We start from the raw sequence: 21,104 nt of genomic DNA on the forward strand, positions 1-21,104 counted from the left end.
CGGCCAGGAGGCTACGTTGACCGAAACCCCCGTCGTGGAAGTCGACCAGAATCCCTGGCTCGCCGACGGCGAATTCCCCACCCGCGCCACCTGCAATCCCAACTGCCCCGAGGAAGCCTTCCTGTGGCAGTACGCGGGCTTGCCAGGTATGCGCGGCGCACCGCTCACCTTCCCCATCGAATACCTGCGTCAGGTGTCGCGCCGACAGTGGGACTGCGGCGCCCGCCCGGTCGATTCGGTGATCCCGGGCAAGGTGCTGATCAAGTACCAGCGGCCGAAGGTCGGCGACCCGCACTGGCTCACCAACCCCGGCGTGTGGGTCGACCAGTCGGAGCCGGACCGCGACCAGTTCGACATCAAGGAGTTCGTCGGCTCGCTCCCGCAGGACGCGAAACGCCAACTCGCCGAGGCCCTCGGCTTCGATCCGGCCGTCGCGGTCCCAGACCGTGAACTCGTCGACGCGTACAACCCGCCGGCACTGCCGCGCACCGGGCCGCCCGCGGTCGACGGCGCGAGCGTCATCAACGAGCCGTTGCCGTTCGACCCGGTCCACCAGACCGTCACCGACGTCCTCGCCTACCTGCGCACCGCCGATCCCGACGAGATCGACCGTGTCCTCGCCATCGAGCGCCACATGGGTGCGAACCGGAACGGCATCACCAAGCGATACAAGGAGGCCGGTCTGTGACCGCACCCGCCTATACCGAACTCGACCGGTTCGGCAATTCACGCTCGTCCCGCTGGGGCGCCCGCATCACGAACTTCTTGCTGCACACGCAGGAGGGCAACGGCAGCGCCGAGTCCCTCGCCGGTTACCTCAACAACTCAGCCAACGGCGTCTCCTACCACTACACGGTCCGCGACGGCATCGTCTGCAACGTCGTCGACACCGACTACGCCAGCTGGTCCGTCTTGGACGCGAACAGCCGGACGATCAACTTGTGCTTCGCCGGCTCCCGCTCGGCCTGGTCGCGGCAGCAGTGGCTAGCCATCGACCGCGACCTCCGCATCGCGGCCTACTTGGCTGTCGCCGACGCCCGCAAGTACGGCTTCGCGACCACCGTCATCACCCCGCCTTACCGTGTCGCGGACGGCATCTCCGACCACCGCTGGGTGACCGACGCCCTCGGCATCGGCGACCACACCGACGTCGGTCCGAACTTCCCCTGGGACGTGTTCGCTGGCTACGTCGCCGAGTACGCGGGCGGCACCGCTCCGACGCCGGTACGCAACGAGATCGACGCCAAGGCCGCGGTCTCGCCGTGGCTGGGCAAGCGGCTCACGGTGGGGGAGAACACCTGCCCCGACAAGATCGGCCGGTGGGCGCAGTTCGAGCGCGGCTACATCTACTGGTCGCCGGCCTCCGGCGCGCACCCGATCCCGGACACCCTGTGGGACAAGTTCGCTGGCCTCGGCTGGGAAGCGGGCGCGCTCGGCTACCCGACGACCGACCACACTGTCCTGAAGGGCCCCGACGGCGCCAACTGGGGCGATGTGCAGGGCTTCCAGGGCGGCGCCGTCTACCGCCGCTACGGCCAGCCCGCCTTCTGGGTCCACGGCGCGATCCGCGACCACTGGAACCGCGCCGGATTCGAGACCGGCAAGTTCGGTTGGCCGGTGTCCGACGAGCAGCCGTTCGACGGCGCAGCATTCCAGGACTTCGAGCACGGCCGCATCCACTGGACCCCCAAACCGACCCTCGGCCTGCTGGCCGAGGGCGACCTCGACACACCCCTCGCCGACGCCGCCTAACCGCGCGGCGCCCCATCTCGACTACCTACGAGGTACCCATGTCCTTCGACACTCTCCGTGACCTGTCCGCCGACGCGCGCGGTCGCCTGTACGCGCTGCTCGCGCCCCTGCAGGTCCTGCTCGTCACCCTCGGCCTGCTCAACGATTCCAACGCGGCCCTGTGGGGCTCCGTCGCCGCGGCCGTCCTTGGCTTCGGTGTCGCCGGTGTCAACTCCACCGCGACCTGGCGCACGTGGCTGTACGGCATTCTCGGTGTCGCTCAGCCGGTCCTGATCGCCTACGGCGTCGCCACCGACTCCCAGGTCTCCGCGATCGTCGCTGTCGTCGCGACCGCACTCGGCCTCGGTGTCGCCGCGGCCAAGACCCCGGCGCTGTAGCCCATGTGGTCCGTCATCATCCCCGCGGTGACGGCGGTACTCGGCATCCTGCTCGGCTTCGTCGCCCCGAAGTCGCGCACGCTCGACTCGCAGCGCGAGGACTTCAAGACCGTCCTCGCGCCGCTGAGCGCCGAGCTGGCCGACCTGCGGCTTCGTATCGGCAAGTTGGAAACCCAGCACGAAGCCGACGTCAAGCAGCACTACCTCGACGTGCGCCGCATCGACATCCTCCTCGACTACGTCAAGGACTTGCTCGAGTTCATCCGCACCCACGTGCCCTCGCCGCCACCGCCCCCGATCCCGCCCGAAATCTCCAACGACATCTGAATACCGAAGGGGGTGAGCGGTGACCTCACCCAGTAACCCGAGTCCCGAGGGCGCGAATCAGCCGGGCGACTTCCGCCCCCTGCAAACCGCCACCGAGGACGACGCCAAGACCTCCATGAAGTCTGGCGTCCTCGGCGCCTTCGGCGGAGCCCAGAACCAGCACAACACCCAAGTCCGGTCACGGATCGACGGCGCCTACGACGCCATCGCCGTGGTAGAGGGCAGCGCGGACCTCGCTGTCACCCAATCAGAAGCAGCCGTCAACGCTGCCGCCGCGGCAACAGTTACGTCAGCGGCAGCGTTCCAGGCCGCAGCGTATTGGGAAACCGAATGCGTTGTCGCGACCGCGGCCGTCACCCTCGGTGTCAACGAACTCCTGATCGGGCTCGTCCAGAACGTCCCCGCCGGGCTGAACCGGCTTATCACCGACCTCCACGTCGCCCTGCTGAGCCAACCCAACGGCCTCACATTCGAGCTGCGGAAATGGAACGCCACCAACACCGTTTCCACAGTTCTCGACACCCTGACAATGGCCGCCGGCGTCAACCGGGCCTCGTGGTCGTGGCCGCTGGGATTGCCTGTCGCGCACCGTGAACGACTCTACTGGAATATCACCTCGATCACGGGATCGGTAGCGCCACAAGTCTTTCAGCCGCTCGTATTCGGCGTATTCGAAATCCCGGAGACCCCGTAGTGAAAGAATTCGAAATCGTCGCCGCCGGTGGCTCCGTTTACGAGCACATCGGTGTTGCAGACATCCAACTGCCTGTCTGGTCCATGATCTTCGGTGTCGAATCGGTCGACCTCGTCTTCGACGTCACCCCGGGCACCGAAGCAGTGCCGGTCATCGACCGCGCGATCGCGCGAATCAACTCCGGCGATCCGACCATCCGTGCCGCTGTACACCCTCAAGACCGGCTCGGGCTCCGCGGCAAGCGGCAGGCGCTCGAGGCGATGCGCCGCACCCTCGTCGACTTCCCGGACGCCACGATCAGCGGGGTTGTGGAGGACGAGCCCTCGTGAGCTTCCTGATCCGCCGCAACCTTCCGAAGGCGTGGGCGGGTTGGGCTGACGATTTCGCGCGCCCACCGGAGAACCCGCTGCAGCATCCGTGGAAGCACCTCGGCGGTGGCGAAAGCTACATCAACGACATCGAAGAGCTCGTCGTCACCGAACAGACCGTCAACCCTGATGGCCGCGGCCCGTCGTTCGAGTGGATGCCGTTCACCCCGAACTGGGGCTTCGAAATGGAGTTCTGGTACCCGGTCGGCGGCCTCGACAACCAGAACTTCATGGTCGCCTTCACCAACACGTGGGTCAACGTCGAATCGACCTACCTGCACGCGCCCGCTGTCGTGTTCCGGCACAACCTGTTTCCCGCGCCCGAAGGTGTCTGGTACACCGAGGTCGAGTCGATGTTCTCCGACATCATGACCCGCGCCCGCCAATTCGACAATCCGCTCGGATCGTTCAACGGCCACACCCTGACCCTGCGGGTGTGGGTCGAAAACGACGAGTACATGCGGATCTGGCTCAACAACTTCTACGTCGGCTCGTCGATGGTGTCGCCCTCGTATGCGCTCGGTCCCGGCCGCCGCTGTGTGCGCCTGGTCAACCGGTCCTACTGCAACGTGTGGATCCGCTGGGTCAACTCCTACGACCGGCCCCCGACCGTACCGCCGCTGTCAGTGTGGTCGTCGATCTTCTACGACGACTTCAACCGCGCCAACGGGGCTGTCGGCAACGGGTGGACCCAGCTCGGCACCGACGCTGGCATCGTCGAATCCGGCCGGTACTCCCACACCGGCACGACCACCGAAGGTGACACCTCGGTCGGACTGATCCGCAACGTCGGCAACCTCGACGGCCGAGCCCGCATCGAAGCCGTCGTCCGGAACCCCGCCGCGACCGCCGACGGCAGCCTGATGCTGTTCTGCAACGCCGCGGGCGATCAGGCGTTGGTGGCGAACATCTTCGCCGGTCACATCTACCTCGGCCGGTTGACCTCCTCGGTCAACGGCGCGCCGAGTTTCTTCGACTTCCAGGACATCGGCGTCACGGTCAACGACGGCGACAAGCTCGCGTTCACCGTCTACTCCGAGATTTCCTGGCTCGAAATCAACGGCACGCCTGTCCTTTACGCAGGCAACGTCCACAACGTCGTCCCACCCAGCAATACGTACGCGGGTTTGCGGGTCCGCCGCAACGGCTCGACGAACAGCGTCCAATTCGACGACGTCCGAATTTACTCCGGCGTCGGCGTGTAACCCCACATCGCAAGGGGGCCGAATGCTCGGCAACGAGCCAATTATCGAAACCCTACTGCTGGTTTCCGGGCAGGACTTTGTCCACCAGATCGACATCCCGGACGGCAGTTTCATTCCCGCAGAAACCACCTGCGCGCTCATCATCTACGACGCCTCGAACACGGTCGTCGCGACCTGGAACGCCACCGTCACCACTGACTGGGTGTCGTGGCTGATCCATTCCGAAGTCTCCGACACCATCACTCTCCCAGCGTATTTCCGCATCTACGTCCATTACTCGAATGGTCAGGACTTCTGCTGGTACCGGGGCCAAGTGGCCCGACAGGATTGATTCAAAATGGCAATTGCTGTAGCCGCCACGCGGCAAGTCCTCGCCGACGCCTACAAAGGTCTCAATGGCGGTTCGACCGTCTGGGTGTCCCTGCACACCGGTGACCCCGGCACCACCGGCACCGCCGAAGCCTCGGGCGGCTCCTACGCCCGCGTCCAGGGCACCTGGACCTCCGGCACCGGCGGCGCGCTCACCATGGCCGAGCTCACCTTCAACGCGCCCTCCGGTTCGTTCTCCTACGCGGGCCTGTGGAGTGCCTCCAGCGGCGGCACCTTCCACGACAAGTGCGCGCTCGCCCCGTCGATCACTCTCGGGTCCGCCGGCACCATCAAGGTCACGCCCAGCTTCTCTGTGAGCTGACCATGGCTGTCCCGCTCCCCACCGGCACACGATGGGTCGCGGACCTGCCCGACGGCGGCACCACCACTGCGGGGTTGCCGGGCGGCACCCGCGCCATGCTGCCGGGCCGGATGTATGTCCCGCCACCGATCGCCGCGTCGACCGCCGAAGGCATCCTCACTGCCCTGGCCAGCCCAACCACCACCGCAGCGTTCACCAGCACTGGCACCCTCACGGGCGTCCAGGCCCCGGCGTCGACCGCGGCATTCGCGGGCGAAGGCGTGTACGCGATCCCGACCGACCGGCTTGACGCCGACGGTGTCGCGACCGGCGAACTGGCAGCAGCGGCAGCACCGGTCACCTACGCCGCGTTCTCCGCGTCGGGTGGACTGTCCGGCCTGCAGGCTCCCGCGCCAGCAGCAGTGTTCTCGGCTACCGGCGAGATGGTGATCCCGACCAGCGCTGCGGTCGCACCGCTCACGGCGGAGGGCCACCTGGCAGCGACCGCAGTCCCGACTGCCCTCGCCCAGTTCAGCGCCTCGACCGACCTCACGGTCACGAACTACCCCGCCGCGACCGCACCGTTCACCGGCGCTGGAACCCTGTCGGCGCCACTCGTCGCATCCTCGACCGCGCCGTTCTCCGGCGCCGGCACCCTCGGGGCCACCGCGAGCTCGTTCAAGTCCTCCGGCATGAACAAGTCCGGCTCGTACACGATGACCACGAGCTACGCCGAAGTCCCCACGTGGACAGCCGATACCGGCACCTACCCGGGCTCGTCATTGTCCGGCAACGGGCTCGTCGTCCAGGTCGCCGGCACCGGCAACCTGTCGGCACAGATCGCGGTCCAGCTGCCCGGCAACTCGCAGACACAGAACGTCGACATCCAGTTCTACAAGAACGGGACCACGCTGCTCGGCACGGCACCGGCCTCGCCGGTTGCCTGCACCGTCAACACCACCACGAACGTTCTCGGCACCCTGACCGGCGTCACCCTTGCCCAGGGGGACGTCATCACGATCCGGACGAAGAAGACGAACTCGTTCAGCGCGACTGTGGTCGCGACGAACACCTGGGTTCGGATCCTCGCACCGTAGGTTTGCGCTGGCATCGCCCGGCAATCGTCAACAGCCCCCAACCTTTCGAGGTTGGGGGCTGTTTTGTCGTGTCCGGCACACGCCACGATAGATGGGTGCATCCTCAGCAAACACCGGTTACTATTCGAACATGCGTTCGACGTTTGAAGGTGAAGGGTAGGGGGTAGCTGTGGCGAACCGGATCGACGAGTTCGTGTGCATGCCGATCGGTGACGGCGACGCGCTACTGGGCGCGCTCGGCGTCATCATCCGGCCACCGACCGGGCGCGTCGCCTTCCGGGTCGACGCCCGCTGGTGCTGGTGGAAAGAAGTCGGCCACCTCGTCATCCCGAAGCCCGGCTACATCGAAGTCTGGCCACATCCCGGCATCACCGACGACGAACTCGACGCACTTCGCGGCGCCGGAGCCGAAGCGTGGTTCACCCCACCCGATGAGGGAGGCTGGGTGCGCCGCAATGGCAAATGGGAGTGCGCGATCGATATCCCGCTCAGCCCTGCGCAGGCAGAGTAATCCGGGCGAACGGGATGCCGAACCCGCCGGAGGCGGAGAACGTCACCGGTTTGGTACCAGGCGGAACGTCGTAGACGACGTTCTTCGTGATCGTCATACCGGGGTTGAGCTTGTCGTCGATACGCCCGGACGCCTTGCTGTCGGCGCTGTACATCTTGTCTGCGGCGTCGAAGATGTACGGCGCATCCGGGTCGAAACTCGCCTCGGACTTGCCGACGTTCGTCACCTTCACCTTCACTGTCACGAACTCGCCGGCCGCGGTTTCGGAGCCGATCTTCTTGTACCCGGTCGCGACGTTCAGCACCGCGAATTCGAGATTGCCGCTCGTGCCGGTCGGCGGGTTGGTGTAGTTGACGGCCACGACCGACTCGTTGGCGTCGTCGCCGGCGCTGGATCCGCTGCCGAGGGCTGCGGCGCCGATCGCGAGAGCTCCACCGAGGAACACGATCCCGGCGATGGCGATCGCGACGATCGCGCCGGTGCTGAGGCCCGGTTTGCGGGGTGGTTGGCGCATCGGCGGGTACGGGGGCGGGCCGGGCTGCTGTTGGTAGGTCATGCTGCCCCCTCGAGGCTGCCGTGGTGGTGGTTCCGCGACAGCTTACGGGCATTCGCCTTACCCGCATACGGGCATGACTAAACGCCATGAGGCCCAGGCTCTCTGGTTCACTATACGGCTAGCGACTCGGCATTGCAACGCCTACACTGCAATGCAATGCCACAACTAGCCAGTGGGGTAACAATGCCAACCAAGACGAACCAACCAGATGCCGCAGCAACGATCGAAACGACTGTCGCGGGCCGAGGCAACCAGCCGCTCTGGACCATCGCCGACCTTGCGGCGTACCTGAAAGTGCCCGAACAGACGATCTACGACTGGCGGGTCAAGGGCTTCGGGCCGAAGGCGGTGCGGATGGGGAAGTCCCTGCGCTGGCGACCCGCCGCTGTCGAAGCCTGGATCGAGTCGCTCGAGGACGCCGCGGCATGAGCCACATCGAAGACCGCTGGTGGAAGGACGTCCCAGACCCCACCACACGCAGCGGCAAACGGCGGGAGAAGAAGGCCGGCTTCGGTCAGGGCAAGCGGTACCGCGTCCGCTGGATCGGGCCTGGCGGCACTGAGGAGTCAGAGTCGTTCCCGGACGGGCAGAAGAAGGCGGCCGAGAGCTTCCAGAAGGAGATCGACATCTCGCTGCTGGCGGGCACCTACGTGCATCACCGCATCGGCGAGATGCTGTTCTCCGAGCACATCGACGAGTGGTTGAAGGGCCGGTCCGCCGACCCGGTGAGTCGCGACAAGGTGAAAGGCTCGGTCAGCAAGCACATCGTGCCGTTCTTCGTGAAGAAGTACGCGACGGTCGCCGCCGCGTGCACCGAAGCAGGCGTGAAGGACTGGCTCGCCTGGCTTTCGCGCCGCGGCCTGGAGTTGTCGTACCAAGCGCAGCTGTACGTGATGCTGACCTCGATCATGGAGGCAGCAACCCGCGCGCGAATGGTGCCGGAGAACCCGTGCAAGTCGAAGTCGATCACGCCGCCGCGGCCGACGCAGAACAAGCTCATCCCGTGGGCGCCTGACCGAGCTCACACGATCTGGACCCACCTGCCGCCTCGCCAGAAGATCGCCGTCCCGCTCGGTGTCGGATGCGGATTGCGGATCGGGGAGATATCGGGACTGTCGCCCACCGATTTCCGGCGCCGCGAACGGGTCGTCGATATCCAGCGGCAAGTGCGGTGGATTCCCGGCGGCGGGTTGGTGTTCTCTCCTCCGAAGGGCGGCAAATCGCGGGTGGTGCCGGTCGGCAAGTCGGTGTTCGACGAGGTCGACGAATACATGGAACTGTTCGAGCCGGTGGTGGTGACATTGCCGTGGCGGACATTGGATGGTCGTCCAGAGCGCGTCGAGTTGCTGATGGTGCGCAGTTCCGGGCTCGCCTATTACCAGAAGGCATTCACCGGGGCGGGCTGGGATACGGCATTCAAGCGCGCGAAGCTGACGAAACGTCTGAAGGTGGATGGGCCGCACGCGTTGCGGCACCTGTATGCGTCGACATTGCTCGAGCAGGGCGTGTCGATCAATGATCTGGCCGAGTACCTGGGCCACCACAATCCGTCGGTGACGTTGAAGTACTACGCGCACATGATGCCGTCGAGTCATCACCGTGCCCGTGGTGCGGCCGATGTCGCGATGCGGGCGATCCAGCTGGGTCGGCCGGTCGACCTGGACGAGGACAGCGACGATGCCGAGTAGTTCCGTAGCCCACCGCTCCCGGGTTGCTGCCGGTTGGTTTCGGTTGTCTACGGTTGTTCGTGTCCGGTCTCGGGTGTTGGTGGGGGACGGGTTTGGGGGTGACCTGGGAGTTCTGTTCGCGGCCTGTCGACGGATGCTCTCACGGCCTATTGACGGCCTGAAGCTGCGGCCGTAGTCCGGTGCAGGCGCCAACCGGCCGCCGAACGAGGCGGAAATAGGGCGCTGACCTGCGGGTTATCCAATCGTCGGATTTGAGGGCTCCGGGAACCTTTGAGATCCTTCCATTTCGATCTCATATGGCAAGGTTACTGGTCCTGGCGTTTTGCGCCACCCGAACTTCTGCGCGACCTTGGGGTTTCCTACGGTTGGTTACGGTTGTCTACGGGTCGTCGGAGGTGTCTGACGGCCTGTAGACGGCCTGGCCGCCGCCGCTCAAGCCCCGGATCGCGCTGCCTCGCCTCATCAGGTTGCCAGTCAGTTGCCTCACCTCGATCACAACTTCTCGATGCCCACCCGACGGCCCTTGCAGCGGGCGCGCCACGCCGACCACAGACCCAGCACGCCGGCGATCGTCACCGTCACCGCAACCGGGGCAGTCACGAACGTCGACACCAGTTCTCCATTCGACGCGAGCCAATCCGGGTCCTGCCGCATCCCCCAGAGCGCGACGGTCACAAATCCGAGCTGAACAAGTCCGCACCCGCCGACAAGTACCGCCGCGGCCATCTGCACCGACACTTGCGCGCGCCGAAATACCTGCACCAGCGTGGTCACGCCGAGCGCGCCGACAGTGATCGCCATCAGCACGACCACTATCGACCCGAACGGCGCCAGTCCAGGGAAAAGCATCCCCGCGGCCATCGCCGCAACGATGGCCCTCCAGCACCACACCACCGGCCCGAACCAGGGCTTGTATGTTTCGTCCGGCTGCAGGGCAAGCGCGCTTATCAGAACCCACCCGTACAGCTCGCAGGCGAGCGCCGCCAACGCCGTGTACAGCAGGCGAACCCCGAAATTCGAGGTATCGGGATCCAATGCTGTTGGCGGCAAAAGCAATCCGATCCCGGTCAGCAGCAACGCCAGCGTGAACCGACGCGAGCTCTTTCGGAACCGCCAAATGCTCAACCGCGCGACACCGACAGTCAACGCGAAAACCCCGACACCAACCACATGCCGGAGTCTAGATACCCGCACGTGAGGCGGCACGGAAATTCGCCACACGGAAACGAATTACGGCCGCCAGTCAGAAGCCCAGAGACCGGCCGATGTTGCGAACAACGGTGTTCGGCTGTGGTCTTGTCGGTACGATTCCGCGCTGTCTCAGCAACTCCTCGGCTTCGGCGACCAGGTCGGTCACCTGGCAGCTGAACAATCCAGCGCACTCCCACAGGTAGCTCATCGGGACCGCCTGGCGGCCCTGCTCGAGGTTCTTCACACGTCCGCTGCTGGTCTCCAGGACCTCGGCCATAGCCTCCTGGGTCAGCGGTGTCTCGGTCCGGTGTTTGGCGATCACTCGCCCTAACGCCTGGTCCATGTTCTTCGGGCCTTCCGTCACCACGACACCGTAGCCCCAATATGGGCCCATGGAGCGGCCCTTACCCCGGTCGACACGCGATCAAACTCCTACCTGGCAAACGAACCGATAACACCGCTTGCGGTACTAAGATTCTTGGTAGTAGGGTCTCACCAAAGCTTTAAGAGCACAACATTCCGATAAATCCGCCTTGGTGCGAGACGGTCGTTTCGTCGGGGAAATGACCAGCTCCCAGGGCCTGGCAGAACGCGCGAGGGTGGGCGATCTGGTGCACGCAAACACGGTCTAGCGCGACCCACGCGCGTCACGCACCCGCGTAGGTGCGCACAGCAACCGCAACCGCCCGGCAATACAGCCCCCGGGCGAACACCAGCAAGGATGATCAATGACGCTCAGCCCCGACCCATACATCCAGGACTACGACCCAATCCCGATCGTCGACGGCCTATCCTCGCCGAACCTCGACGACCTAGGCATCGTCGTCCAGCCCGGCGACGGACCGGTGAAGTACTGGATCGACGGCGACAACCAGATGTGGAAGGAACTCGGCTTCCACTCCGTCGACGCCGAGGGCGGAATCGCCGTCTGGCCCCACGATCAGGGCCTCACCGACGACGAAGCCGACACCTTGCGGGACTACGCCGTCGACGCGTTCGTCCACAAGCCCTCCACCGAGTCGGGTTGGGCGCGCGGCCTCGACGGTGACTGGCACTCCTCGGTGTCCATCCTGGTTGACGAAGACGACGCCGCGGCGGCCCGAATCGCAGCCGCCCACGCCCGAATCATGCGTCTCGCGCACAAGCGCCGCCTTGCCGCGGCGTAACGCACAGCCGAGCACAGAGACTAAGAAGGCCCCCCGCCCAGTAGGCGAGGGGCCTTCTTTCACTACATCAGGACCGGGCTTCCGGCCTCCGGGCTACCCGCGTCGTGCTCGACCGCCGGCCACGAGACTTCGTCTCCTCCGGCTTCGCAGAATCCGGGCGCTCGGCGCGCAACAGCTCCGCCTCGGCCCGTAGCTGTTTCATGCGCCGCTGTAGTTCTTGTAGCAGCGCATCGTCGGTGAGGTTGTCCGTCGACATCAACGGCGCCGCCGCCGCATTGTCGCCGGTTGGGACATCCTCGCGGGCGAGAAGTCCGGCATTGAAGAAGACCTCGAGCACGGGGCGCTCGAAGGTGTACGCGACGAGCCGCGCCGTTTCGCTGTCGATCTTGGAATTGCTGTTAGCGCGGTGCTTCTTCTGCCAGGCATAGACAGTGGAGTGCGGCAGGTCGAGCTTCTTCGCCACATCCATCGCGGTTTCCAATCCATTCGAGGCGCGCAAGCCCTCGATGTAGTCCCACCATCTGCTCTCTGTGGGAGGGATGTCCACGGCAGCGTCAGTCATCGGTGGCCTCTCGGGAGCGAATACCTATCGTCGCGATCGTACAGCGCACGACGACGCAAAAAAAGGCATTGCAATGTGACGTGCGGCGTGTCTGCGGCTACGCCATCTTCGCATCCTACCCGGTCAGAGGCCATTGCGATGCGTTGTCGTGATGAAACCTGCTGCTAGCACGCGCCACGGCGCTACGGGCCTTGCTTCGCATGGCAATGCAACGTAATGTCATTGCGGCAACGCAATGACATCTGCGTTCGGGTGCCCGCCCCCCACTGGCACTGGGGAGGCGGGCGGGCCACACCGCGACAGCAAAAGGAGACCGCAGCATGACCGATCCCGAATCTACCGCGCCCCGCCGACAGCGCACCGCGAAACCCACCAGCCTTGGCGACCGCGCCGCCGTCTGGACATGCATCGCGTCGTTCGGCGGATTCTTCGGCGCCGTTGCCTGGCTGACGAACTGGAGCGCCCTGTGACCGATCCGCGCCTGTACCGCGAACTCCCACGCACCGAGCACGGCAGCCCCGAATGGCTCGAAGCCCGCCTCGCCGGCATCGGCTCCTCCGAAGTGTCGGCGCTGCTGGGCCTCGTCGACTGGGACTCGCCCTACTCGATCTGGCTCCGCAAGACCCACCGCCGACCCGCCGACGACGGCGTCGACACCGAATCCATGTTCTGGGGTCGCGCGCTCGAACCGGTCATCCGCCAGGTCGCCTGCGACCGCCTCGGCCTCACCGTCGAGCTGCTCGGGACGCTGCAGTCGATCGAACGGCCGCACATGCTGTACAGCCCCGACGGGATCCTGTCCGACGGCGGGCTGCTGGAGACGAAGAACACCGCGTGGTTCATGGCAGGCAAGTGGGACGGGCAGATTCCCGACCACGCCGAAATCCAGCTGCACCACGGCATGTACGTCACCGGCGCGACCCACGCCTACGCCGCGGGTCTCATCGGCGGCAACCACCTCGAAATTGCGCGCATCGAACGCAACGAACGGCTCGTCGAACTCAGCGTCGCTGCCTGCGACCGGTTCTGGCGCGGCAACGTCGTCGCCGACGTCGAGCCGCAGATCACCGGCACCCAAGCTGACCGCGATGCCGTCGACGCCCTGCACCCGTTCGTCGGGGGAGACCTGCAGGTCACTCGGCAGGAAATCAGTGCCCTGCACGCCGAGTACCGCAACGCCCAGGAAGCCGAGAAGGCCGCGAAGAAGCGGAAGGACGCCGCGGGCAACAAGATCCGCGCGCTGATGGACGGCCACTCCCGGCTGCTCGTCGGCGAGGACGTCTGGGTCGCCACTAAGGGTGGCCCGTTCCGGTCCGCGCAGTTCCGCGACGAAGAGCCGGAGCTGTTCTCCGAGTACTCCACCCGGTCGGCCCTCGACACCCACGAACTCCGCGAAGAACGCCCCGACGTCTACGCGAAATACCGCTCCACTTCCCTCGACCTGAAAGAGGTGGCCTGATCATGGCCCGCAACCTGACCGAACGCATCGAAGCCAATCAGCCCCTCGCCCTGCAGGCCGGGGAAGAGCAGCAGTCGCAGCCGCCCTCGCTGCAGCAGCAGATCCGCAACATGGAGTCGCAGTTCAAGCTGGCGATGCCGCGGGGCGGTGAAGCCGCGCAGCTCGTCCGCGACGCGCTGACCTGCCTGCGGCAAACGCCGAAGCTCGCCGAATGCGACCCGGCCACCATCCTCGGCGGGCTGATGAGCTGCGCGCAGCTCGGCCTCCGCCCCGGCGTCCTCGGCCACGCCTGGCTGCTGCCGTTCTGGAACAAGGACCACGAGTGGTTCGACAACGAGGGCCGCAAGCGCAAGGGTGCCCACGTCGCCCAGCTGGTGATCGGCTACCAGGGTCTGGTCGATCTCGCGCACCGCTCCGGCAAGATCGCCTCGCTGATCGCGCGCACCGTCTACGAGAACGACACCTTCGATGTCGACTACGGTCTCGCGGACTCGTTGGTCCACAAGCCGGTCCTCAAGGGCACCCGCGGCAAGCCGGTTGCCTACTACGCGATCGTGAAGTTCCAGGGTGGCGGCCACGCCTTCCTGGTGATGACCCACGACGAGATGGTCGAGTACTGCGAGAAGAACACCAAGTCCAAGGGCAAGTTCGGGCCGTGGCGTGACAACTTCGAGTCGATGGCGCACAAGACCTGCGTCCGGCAGCTGTCGAAGTGGATGCCCAAGTCCACCGAGTTCGCGCGCGCCATCGAGCACGACGAAGCCGTCCGCGTCGACATCACCCCCGAGGCGATCGACCGCCCGATTCACGTCGAAGTCGACGAAGACGACCCCAACGTGATCGACGCCGAGACCGCCGAGCCCGACGCGGGTGACGACCAGGTGACCGACGCCCCCGTCGACTACTACGACGGCGTCCCGTTTCCGGAGGGGGAGTAGTGCGCCGCGATCACCTGACCGTGGCGTCACTCGATTGCGACGGCGTGTGGCTCGTTTACCCGATCTCGGGGAAGCGAGAAGGCCAGGGCGGCGACTGCTACGAGGTCGTCTCCTTCGGCGACGACGAGACCAAGGCGCTGCGCTACGTCAACCGGCACGACGGCTACAGGGCGGCCTACATCAAGCCTGGTCAGTCGCTCGCGGACGCCGCCGAGGCAATGGATGCCGCCGACGATGACTAGCTGGACCGAGATGCCGTTGGCCGCCTTCGATCTGGAGACCACCTCGCCCGACCCGCGCACCGCGCGGATCGTCACAGCGTGCGTGCTCCGGATCGACGGCGGCGACGTCACACGCCGCCACTGGGTCGCCAACCCCGGCATCCCGATCCCGCCCGCCGCGACCGAGATTCACGGATACGGCGACGAATACGTCCAGAAGCACGGCCGCCCCCACGACGAGGTCGTCGCCGAAGTGGTAGCCGAGCTGCAGGCCGTATGGCGCGAAGGGCGTGCGCTGGCGATCTACAACGGGTCTTTCGACCTGACGTTGATCGCCACGCAGGACCCGACATTCCAAGTCGCCGGCCTGGTGGTCGACCCGTTCGTCCTCGACAAACAGGTCGACCGGTTCCGCAAGGGCTCCCGGAAGTTGTCCGCGGTGATGATCCATTACGGAATGCGCCTGGACGACGCGCACGACGCCGAAGCAGACGCACTCGCCGCGGCCCGGCTCGCCTGGAAGCTCCCGCGCGTCCACCCGTACCTCGCGGACTACACCGCCGACCAGCTGATGGAACGCCAAACCCACTGGTACCGCGAAGAAGCCCACCGCTTCCGCGACTACCTCCGGCGCAACGACCGTGACCACTCCGACGTGCGCACCGAATGGCCGATCGACTCGGCCGCCACCGAAAGCGAAGCAGCATGAACAACTGGCTCCACGCTGTAGCCCTCGCGCCAGCACAGGCCGAAGAACCCGGAGTCCGATTCGCGCCACGACGAATCGACGAGACAGTCAAATCCCGTCGCGTCTCCGCGCCGAACAAACGCCTCTACCAGAAACGCCGCCACATCCTCGCCCAGCGAGGCGTAGTCGTCACGGCCGTCGACGCTCACATCGTGCAAGCGCACGTGAACAAGCTGTGCAACTACGGCATGAACTATTCGATGATCGCCGCCGCAGCCGGATGCAGTCACATGGCCGTCAATGAAATCGCCTGCGGCGACCGCACATACGTGCAACGTCACACCGCAGACCGGTTGCTGGCTGTCACCCCACACCCGCACCCACACCAACGGTACGTCCTAGCAGTCGGCGCCGTCCGCAGGATCCGGGCCCTCCAGGCCATCGGCTGGTCCCTCGGTGCCATCGCCAAAGAGGCTGGCGACAAGCGCGAACTGATAGCCAAGATCGGGAGCCATCCGCGAATCACATACGCCCGTTGGCGCCAGATCGCCGACCTGTACGAAAGGTTGAGCGCCCACCCAGGCTCAGACAAGCGGGCCCGCACGTGGGCTGAGAAGCGGTCCTGGGCATCCCCAATGGCCTGGGAAGGCATCGACATCGATCACCCAGACAGCGTGCCGCTCCTCGATGTGGAACATGTAGCCGACGTCGTTGACGAGGTCCTGCTGCAGCGCATCATCGAAGGCCGTCATATCCACCCGGATGCGGATCCGCTCCGCGGCCCGGAGCGCGCCGCGGTCATCGACCACGCCATCGCCCACGGCTGGCTGCGCGCACGTCTCGCTGCAGCTCTCAACATCAGCACCGATGGCGCTGACCAAGCCCTCGTGCGCCGCCGGCGCGAGCTCCGCAAGGAGGCGGCAGCATGACCACGATCCTGCCGAGGTCCCGCCAGAACAAGTTGTGGCGGATGCGTGCCGCCCGCGGCGAAGTCTTCCGTGTCGACCCGACCCGCGCCCGCAACCACATCCACCACCTGCTCGGCCTCGGCCTCACCAACCAAATGATCGCCGACGCAGCCGGTTGCAGCCGGGAAGGTCTCGTCGCGATCCGCGACAACCGCAACCGGCAACTCGACGCCGACCTGGAACGCCGGATCCTGGCCGTCACCTTCCGCTCCCACCCCGCCCAGAAACTGGCCCTCGCGATCGGCATGGTCCGCCGCGTCCAAGCGCTCAACGCGATCGGCTGGCCGGTCTTCGAGATCGCCGCTCACGCTGGCCTCAACGAGTCGCACCTGTACGTCGCGCTCCGACGCAACTACGTCACCCGAGCAACCTGGGTGGCCATCGACAACACCTACCGGCAGCTGTCCGGAACACCAGGACCCTCACCGATCGCGCGGCGCCGCGCGCTGAACGCGAACTGGCCCCCACCGATCGAGTGGGAGCTCCACGACATCGACGACCCCACCGCCACCCCCGACTGGAAAGCGCCCAGGCGAACCCCGACAGCCACCACCCGCGCCGTCCTCGCCGGCGTCACCACCCACTGCCGACACGGCCACCGGTTCACCACCGACAACCCCGGCTACCGAGCTGACGGCGTCCGCCACTGCAAGACCTGCAGTGCCAACGCCACCCGCCGCTACCGGCAACGCAAAGCCGCCCACTGAGCCCCACGACCGAGAGGAGGGACACCCGTTGAAAGCCGTCTGGCTGTCGTCGACGTACTACCTCGACCCCGCCATCAACAGCGCACACCCCGACGCGGAGCGCCTCTTCACCCGCGCCCTCGCCTACTGCGGCAACGCCGAGACACGCGGGTTCGTGCCGAAAAGTGCACTGAAAACGTTCGGAATTCGGTCGGTTTCGCGTCGAGTTTCGGAGCTGATCGAGGCCGGAATTTGGGTCGAATCTGACACCGACGCCAGCGGCAATCAAATCCCCGGCTACCGATTCAAAGCGTGGGCCGAATGGAACGGAAGCGGCGATGACCTGCTGGAACGTCGCAAGAGCGACCGGGAACGGCAGCGGAAGGCCCGCGAAAAGAAGGCCGCAGCAACCGAAGCCATGTCACGTGACAAGTCACGTGACGTCACGCCCCTAGAGGAGAGTAGAGAAGAAAAGAGCACTACTTACGTACCTAGTGCTGCTTACGTAAGTAACGCGGACGCGACCGACGAACCGCGGCGCGCATCCGCCGACGAGGCCACCGGCCCGACGGTGCCGCCCGACGGCTGGAAGATCGTCCGCACCCCCACGCAGGGCCTCTCGCAGCCCACCCGCACCGAACTCGCCATCCAGGCCGCCGCGATGCTCCACGCCGGAGTCGACGCCGACGACATCGCCGCCGGCCTCGAAACGTGGATGTCACGCCCCGACGCCCGCATCGGCCTGTTCCGGCACCTCGTCGACGACGCCGTCAAAGCCCGCCGCGCGCCCCTCGCCGTCGCCACACCCCTCGCCGCATCCGACCGCAAAGCCCGCGACCAGGCCGCCATCTTCGACGAACTCCGGCGCAAACACGCCACCCCCAGCCAGTCGCCGCTCCTGCAAATCGTCGACGCCGAACCCGCGGCCCTGCCCGCTGCCCCCGATTGGAGCGCCACCGCATGACCATCGACCCCATCGACGCCGCCCGCGCCATCATCGACAACCTCCAGGGCAACGACCTGTGGTTCCCGAAAGTCGGACCCGCCGCCGTCGAAGCCTGGGCCGACCAGTTCGCCCGCGCCGGACTGCCGATCGAAGACCTCCTCGCCGGCGTCAACCACGCCCGCGCCCACCACACCAAAGTCAGCCAAGCCCGCGCCGACAACCGATCCGAACCACCAGACCCGTTCCGACCCACCCCGGACCTGATCATCGCCCACGCCCACAGCGCCCGCCGCGAAGTCCTCGCCCAACTGCCCCAGGAACGCATCACCGAAATGGAGATGGCGAACCACCTCCTCCAGGAGATGGGACTCACCCCGCAGCGGGCCCACCGGCTCTCCCGCGACATCGCGTTGTCGCTCGCACTCGGTCGCACCGCGGTCCACGACCTCACCGACGCCGAAATGGCCGAGTTCAAAGCCCGCGTCACCCAAGCCAAGAAGGCCGCGGTCACCCACCGCGACCGACGACGTGAACTCGCCGCAATGTTCCGCGTCACCGACATCTTCTCCATCGAAAAGGCCGCCTCATGAACCGGTTTGACATCGTCGCGATCCTGGAAGAAACCGGGATCGGCGCCACCGAAACCGCCACCCGGCACTGGGGCGACACCATCGGCCACCTCGACCCCGACCTCGCCCGCGAAGCCCTCCACATCCACCAGCGCGCCAACGCATTCCTGCCGTCAGCCAGCGAAATCCTCGACATCGCCAACGACATCCAGGCACGCAACAACCCCGCACCCACACCGACCCGCAGCCGCGCCGTCATGCCCAGCTACACCCTCACCGGCGCCATCAACGAAGACTGCCCCACCTGCGAAGCACCCGCCGGACACACGTGCATCGCGGCCACCGGCCTCGAAGCTCGCATTCCCTGCGTTTCCCGACTCACCCGAAAGGCTGCCGCGGCATGAACAAGACCGTTAGCCGACAAAACTGTGTACATGGGACGCAGATGCTTGCAGTCGGTTCGTTGTTCTGCTGCGGCCCAGACCGTGGACGCGGGACGGCCGTGCGCCCGCCTGGCGGACACGCTGACGGTCGAACGAGTGTTTGACAGGGGGATGGTTACCCCGTGACGGCTACGGCGAACCTGGGCGGTCACCGATGAGCGCACCAACGATCCGGAAAGCACCCAACCGCCCACGCACCGCCACCCACCGGCCCGCCACTCGCAAACGTCGCTACAAGCACGACGAACTCGTCGCCGTCGACCTGTTCTCCGGATTCGGCGGACTCACCAAGGGCATCGAGGCCGCGGGGTTCCTGACGATCATGGCCGCGAACCACCGCAAGTACAAAGTCGAGATCCACGAAGCGAACCACCCGCACGCCGAACACTGGATCGCTGACCTGGTCGACCCGGAATCGTCGGACTACCACTCCGCCCGCGATCTGCCCGCGGCCGACCTGCTCGTCGCCGGCGTCTCCTGCGTGAACCACTCGCAGGCCAACACCCAGAAAGCGTACGAGCAGGGCGCCAGCCTGTTCGACCTGGACGACCCGGATTTCGATGAGCGTGTCACCCGTTCCGAGCGGGACCGTGCGACCGCGAACTGTGTCCTGCACTACGCCGACCAGCATCGGCCGCGCATGATCCTGGTCGAGTGCACCACCGAGCTGGTGTCGTGGGGTCCTGCGATTCCCGGCCGCCAGAAGGTCGGTGACGGCTCCACGTACCGGTGGTGGCTGCGCCAGTTCGGCAACCTCGACTACGAGTTCCGCGAGCTCCGGCTCAACAGCATGTTCTTCGGCGTGCCGCAGTCCAGGGATCGGCTGTACATCGTGTTCTGGCAGAAGCACATGCCCGCCCCGGACCTGGATCACTGCCCGTTGTCGTGGTGCGCGTCCTGCGACGACGCGGTCGAGGCGGTGTGGTCGTGGAAGACTGGTGTCCCGCCGACCGGTGCTGTCCGCTACGGCACCCAGTACAACTACCGGTGCCCGCGCTGCAGGCGTGAAGTTGTGCCGCCGATGACGCCGTCGTTGGAAGCGCTGGATCTGTCCGATCTGGGTTCACGGATCGGTGACCGGCCGTTGAAGACGTTCAAGGTCGGTGACCAGGAGGTTTTGAGCCCGCTCGCGCCGGCGACGATGGCGCGCGCGGAACGCTGCCGCCAACGGTTCGCCGAATACCCGGCCGTGTTGATGCCGGCGAAGGCTGCGCATGGTGTCGAGCGGCTGCTCGGTCAGCCGATGGCGACGCAGACCAGCCAGCAGGAGACCGGGATCCTGTCGACCGGGACCGTGATGTTCGCGCACCGCCACAACGGCGACGGCCAGCACATCACGCGCCCGATGGACACCGTCACCGCCACCGAAAACCGGGCGCTGCTGTTCGCGTCGGTCACCAACTATCAGGGCGCCCCCCGCGGCGTCGACGCGCCGTTGCCGACACAGGCCGGGTCCGAAACGCTCGGCCTCGTCTCCGGGATCATCCCGTTCCGCAAGAACACCCGGCCCGCGCTCGGGTTCGAAGCGATCCCGACCATCACCAGCGAACAGGTCCCCGGTCTGCTCACGGCGGAATGGGCTGCCGCGCTGGCGAACATCTCGCTCGAGGACTGCTACTTCCGCATGCTGCGGGCGCCCGAAGTCGGTGTCGGGTGCGGTTTCGATCCGGACCGGCCCGGCCACAAGGGCACGTTCAAGGTGTGGGGAAGCGCCCGCAATCAGGTCGACGGCTACGGCAACGCCGTGTCGCCTGCTGTGGGGGAGTGGATCGGGCGCCGGCTGCGCGTCAGCTTCCACCAGGAAGAGGTCGCGGCATGATCCCGCCGCTGATGTTCGCCGCGGGCTGGCTGCTGGCGCTCGCGTTCTGTGCGTACACCGCGCCGACCGAGGAAGCGCGCCGGTTCGGGTGGTCGGCGTTCGCCGGCTCCCTGGCGGGCGCGCTCCTCGGTGGCCCGATCGTCGGCCTCATCGGACTCGTCGTGTCGGGTTTGACATGAACGGTGGAATGTAGATGTGCGCAT

30 protein-coding genes are annotated in these 21,104 nt (G+C 66.2%); 26 read left to right on the forward strand and 4 right to left on the reverse strand.

Annotated elements, in window-relative coordinates:
* Positions 1-16 precede the first annotated feature (16 nt).
* From AB0L91_RS34220 to AB0L91_RS34270, 11 genes are all read left to right on the forward strand, one after another.
* On the forward strand, positions 17-688 hold the full coding sequence (locus tag AB0L91_RS34220) for a DUF2744 domain-containing protein (RefSeq protein ID WP_365016948.1): 672 nt from the start codon (positions 17-19) through the stop codon (positions 686-688).
* Positions 685-1,752, forward strand: coding sequence for an N-acetylmuramoyl-L-alanine amidase (locus AB0L91_RS34225; protein ID WP_365016950.1), 1,068 nt, complete (start codon positions 685-687; stop codon positions 1,750-1,752). The genes AB0L91_RS34220 and AB0L91_RS34225 overlap by 4 nt, the downstream gene beginning before the upstream one ends.
* Before the next feature lie 38 nt (positions 1,753-1,790).
* The gene (locus tag AB0L91_RS34230) at positions 1,791-2,129 is read left to right on the forward strand and encodes a hypothetical protein (RefSeq protein ID WP_365016952.1); all 339 of its coding nucleotides are present in this window, start codon (positions 1,791-1,793) and stop codon (positions 2,127-2,129) included.
* A gap of 27 nt (positions 2,130-2,156) precedes the next feature.
* On the forward strand, positions 2,157-2,456 hold the full coding sequence (locus AB0L91_RS34235) for a hypothetical protein (protein ID WP_365016953.1): 300 nt from the start codon (positions 2,157-2,159) through the stop codon (positions 2,454-2,456).
* Between the two features lie 19 nt (positions 2,457-2,475).
* Entirely contained in the window at positions 2,476-3,150 is a 675-nt protein-coding gene (locus AB0L91_RS34240) for a hypothetical protein (RefSeq protein WP_365016954.1), read from the forward strand.
* Positions 3,150-3,479: a hypothetical protein gene (locus AB0L91_RS34245; protein ID WP_365016956.1), complete on the forward strand. Its 330-nt coding sequence runs from the start codon at positions 3,150-3,152 to the stop codon at positions 3,477-3,479. The genes AB0L91_RS34240 and AB0L91_RS34245 overlap by 1 nt, the downstream gene beginning before the upstream one ends.
* Complete coding sequence (locus AB0L91_RS34250) at positions 3,476-4,723, forward strand: hypothetical protein (protein ID WP_365016957.1); 1,248 nt, start codon at positions 3,476-3,478, stop codon at positions 4,721-4,723. Before AB0L91_RS34245 ends, AB0L91_RS34250 begins: the two co-directional genes overlap by 4 nt.
* 22 nt (positions 4,724-4,745) lie before the next feature.
* Entirely contained in the window at positions 4,746-5,054 is a 309-nt protein-coding gene (locus AB0L91_RS34255; RefSeq protein WP_365016959.1) for a hypothetical protein, read from the forward strand.
* A gap of 6 nt (positions 5,055-5,060) precedes the next feature.
* Complete coding sequence (locus tag AB0L91_RS34260; protein WP_365016960.1) at positions 5,061-5,414, forward strand: hypothetical protein; 354 nt, start codon at positions 5,061-5,063, stop codon at positions 5,412-5,414.
* Positions 5,415-5,416: 2 nt separating this feature from the next.
* A complete protein-coding gene (locus AB0L91_RS34265; protein ID WP_365016962.1) occupies positions 5,417-6,490 on the forward strand; it encodes a hypothetical protein in 1,074 nt (357 codons plus the stop codon).
* 169 nt (positions 6,491-6,659) lie between these two features.
* On the forward strand, positions 6,660-7,001 hold the full coding sequence (locus tag AB0L91_RS34270; protein WP_365016964.1) for a hypothetical protein: 342 nt from the start codon (positions 6,660-6,662) through the stop codon (positions 6,999-7,001).
* Here AB0L91_RS34270 and AB0L91_RS34275 read toward each other — a convergent pair.
* Positions 6,979-7,557, reverse strand: coding sequence for a DUF4352 domain-containing protein (locus AB0L91_RS34275; protein ID WP_365016966.1), 579 nt, complete (start codon positions 7,555-7,557; stop codon positions 6,979-6,981). The two genes, AB0L91_RS34270 and AB0L91_RS34275, sit on opposite strands and share 23 nt — an antisense overlap.
* Before the next feature lie 183 nt (positions 7,558-7,740).
* On the opposite strand from AB0L91_RS34275, the gene AB0L91_RS34280 reads away from it, so the two are divergent.
* Together AB0L91_RS34280 and AB0L91_RS34285 are read left to right on the forward strand one after the other, a co-directional pair.
* A complete protein-coding gene (locus tag AB0L91_RS34280) occupies positions 7,741-7,986 on the forward strand; it encodes a helix-turn-helix domain-containing protein (protein WP_365016967.1) in 246 nt (81 codons plus the stop codon).
* Complete coding sequence (locus tag AB0L91_RS34285) at positions 7,983-9,245, forward strand: site-specific integrase (RefSeq protein WP_365016968.1); 1,263 nt, start codon at positions 7,983-7,985, stop codon at positions 9,243-9,245. The genes AB0L91_RS34280 and AB0L91_RS34285 overlap by 4 nt, the downstream gene beginning before the upstream one ends.
* A gap of 492 nt (positions 9,246-9,737) precedes the next feature.
* On the opposite strand, the gene AB0L91_RS34290 is transcribed toward AB0L91_RS34285, so the two are convergent.
* Complete coding sequence (locus AB0L91_RS34290; RefSeq protein WP_365016969.1) at positions 9,738-10,415, reverse strand: hypothetical protein; 678 nt, start codon at positions 10,413-10,415, stop codon at positions 9,738-9,740.
* Positions 10,416-10,488: 73 nt separating this feature from the next.
* A complete protein-coding gene (locus tag AB0L91_RS34295; RefSeq protein WP_365016971.1) occupies positions 10,489-10,800 on the reverse strand; it encodes a helix-turn-helix transcriptional regulator in 312 nt (103 codons plus the stop codon).
* A gap of 364 nt (positions 10,801-11,164) precedes the next feature.
* Between AB0L91_RS34295 and AB0L91_RS34300 the strand changes: the two genes are divergently transcribed.
* Positions 11,165-11,602 (forward strand): hypothetical protein, encoded by a 438-nt coding sequence (locus AB0L91_RS34300; protein WP_365016973.1) that lies wholly within the window; start codon positions 11,165-11,167, stop codon positions 11,600-11,602.
* A gap of 67 nt (positions 11,603-11,669) precedes the next feature.
* Here AB0L91_RS34300 and AB0L91_RS34305 read toward each other — a convergent pair whose 3' ends face one another.
* Positions 11,670-12,164 (reverse strand): hypothetical protein, encoded by a 495-nt coding sequence (locus AB0L91_RS34305; protein ID WP_365016974.1) that lies wholly within the window; start codon positions 12,162-12,164, stop codon positions 11,670-11,672.
* A 320-nt stretch (positions 12,165-12,484) separates the two neighbouring features.
* On the opposite strand from AB0L91_RS34305, the gene AB0L91_RS34310 reads away from it, so the two are divergent.
* The 12 genes from AB0L91_RS34310 to AB0L91_RS34365 all read left to right on the forward strand — a co-directional run bounded on the left by AB0L91_RS34310 (position 12,485) and on the right by AB0L91_RS34365 (position 21,080).
* Positions 12,485-12,634 carry a hypothetical protein gene (locus AB0L91_RS34310; protein WP_365016975.1) on the forward strand — a complete coding sequence of 50 codons (150 nt, stop codon included), beginning with the start codon at positions 12,485-12,487 and terminating at the stop codon, positions 12,632-12,634.
* Positions 12,631-13,623 carry a YqaJ viral recombinase family protein gene (locus AB0L91_RS34315; RefSeq protein ID WP_365016976.1) on the forward strand — a complete coding sequence of 331 codons (993 nt, stop codon included), beginning with the start codon at positions 12,631-12,633 and terminating at the stop codon, positions 13,621-13,623. The genes AB0L91_RS34310 and AB0L91_RS34315 overlap by 4 nt, the downstream gene beginning before the upstream one ends.
* 2 nt (positions 13,624-13,625) lie before the next feature.
* Positions 13,626-14,561: a recombination protein RecT gene (recT, locus tag AB0L91_RS34320; RefSeq protein ID WP_365016977.1), complete on the forward strand. Its 936-nt coding sequence runs from the start codon at positions 13,626-13,628 to the stop codon at positions 14,559-14,561.
* Complete coding sequence (locus tag AB0L91_RS34325) at positions 14,561-14,803, forward strand: hypothetical protein (RefSeq protein WP_365016979.1); 243 nt, start codon at positions 14,561-14,563, stop codon at positions 14,801-14,803. Before recT ends, AB0L91_RS34325 begins: the two co-directional genes overlap by 1 nt.
* The gene (locus AB0L91_RS34330) at positions 14,796-15,491 is read left to right on the forward strand and encodes an exonuclease domain-containing protein (RefSeq protein ID WP_365016981.1); all 696 of its coding nucleotides are present in this window, start codon (positions 14,796-14,798) and stop codon (positions 15,489-15,491) included. Before AB0L91_RS34325 ends, AB0L91_RS34330 begins: the two co-directional genes overlap by 8 nt.
* Positions 15,488-16,399 carry a hypothetical protein gene (locus AB0L91_RS34335; protein ID WP_365016983.1) on the forward strand — a complete coding sequence of 304 codons (912 nt, stop codon included), beginning with the start codon at positions 15,488-15,490 and terminating at the stop codon, positions 16,397-16,399. The genes AB0L91_RS34330 and AB0L91_RS34335 overlap by 4 nt, the downstream gene beginning before the upstream one ends.
* Positions 16,396-17,145, forward strand: coding sequence for a hypothetical protein (locus AB0L91_RS34340; protein ID WP_365016985.1), 750 nt, complete (start codon positions 16,396-16,398; stop codon positions 17,143-17,145). The genes AB0L91_RS34335 and AB0L91_RS34340 overlap by 4 nt, the downstream gene beginning before the upstream one ends.
* A 28-nt stretch (positions 17,146-17,173) precedes the next feature.
* The gene (locus AB0L91_RS34345; RefSeq protein WP_365016986.1) at positions 17,174-18,088 is read left to right on the forward strand and encodes a hypothetical protein; all 915 of its coding nucleotides are present in this window, start codon (positions 17,174-17,176) and stop codon (positions 18,086-18,088) included.
* On the forward strand, positions 18,085-18,660 hold the full coding sequence (locus AB0L91_RS34350) for a hypothetical protein (RefSeq protein WP_365016988.1): 576 nt from the start codon (positions 18,085-18,087) through the stop codon (positions 18,658-18,660). The genes AB0L91_RS34345 and AB0L91_RS34350 overlap by 4 nt, the downstream gene beginning before the upstream one ends.
* Entirely contained in the window at positions 18,657-19,043 is a 387-nt protein-coding gene (locus AB0L91_RS34355) for a hypothetical protein (protein WP_365016990.1), read from the forward strand. The genes AB0L91_RS34350 and AB0L91_RS34355 overlap by 4 nt, the downstream gene beginning before the upstream one ends.
* A 193-nt stretch (positions 19,044-19,236) precedes the next feature.
* Positions 19,237-20,901, forward strand: coding sequence for a DNA cytosine methyltransferase (locus AB0L91_RS34360; protein ID WP_365016992.1), 1,665 nt, complete (start codon positions 19,237-19,239; stop codon positions 20,899-20,901).
* Positions 20,898-21,080, forward strand: coding sequence for a hypothetical protein (locus tag AB0L91_RS34365; RefSeq protein WP_365016993.1), 183 nt, complete (start codon positions 20,898-20,900; stop codon positions 21,078-21,080). Before AB0L91_RS34360 ends, AB0L91_RS34365 begins: the two co-directional genes overlap by 4 nt.
* Positions 21,081-21,104: the final 24 nt, after the last annotated feature.

The sequence above is a fragment of the Nocardia sp. NPDC051833 genome (assembly GCF_040681225.1).
GTDB lineage: Bacteria > Actinomycetota > Actinomycetes > Mycobacteriales > Mycobacteriaceae > Nocardia.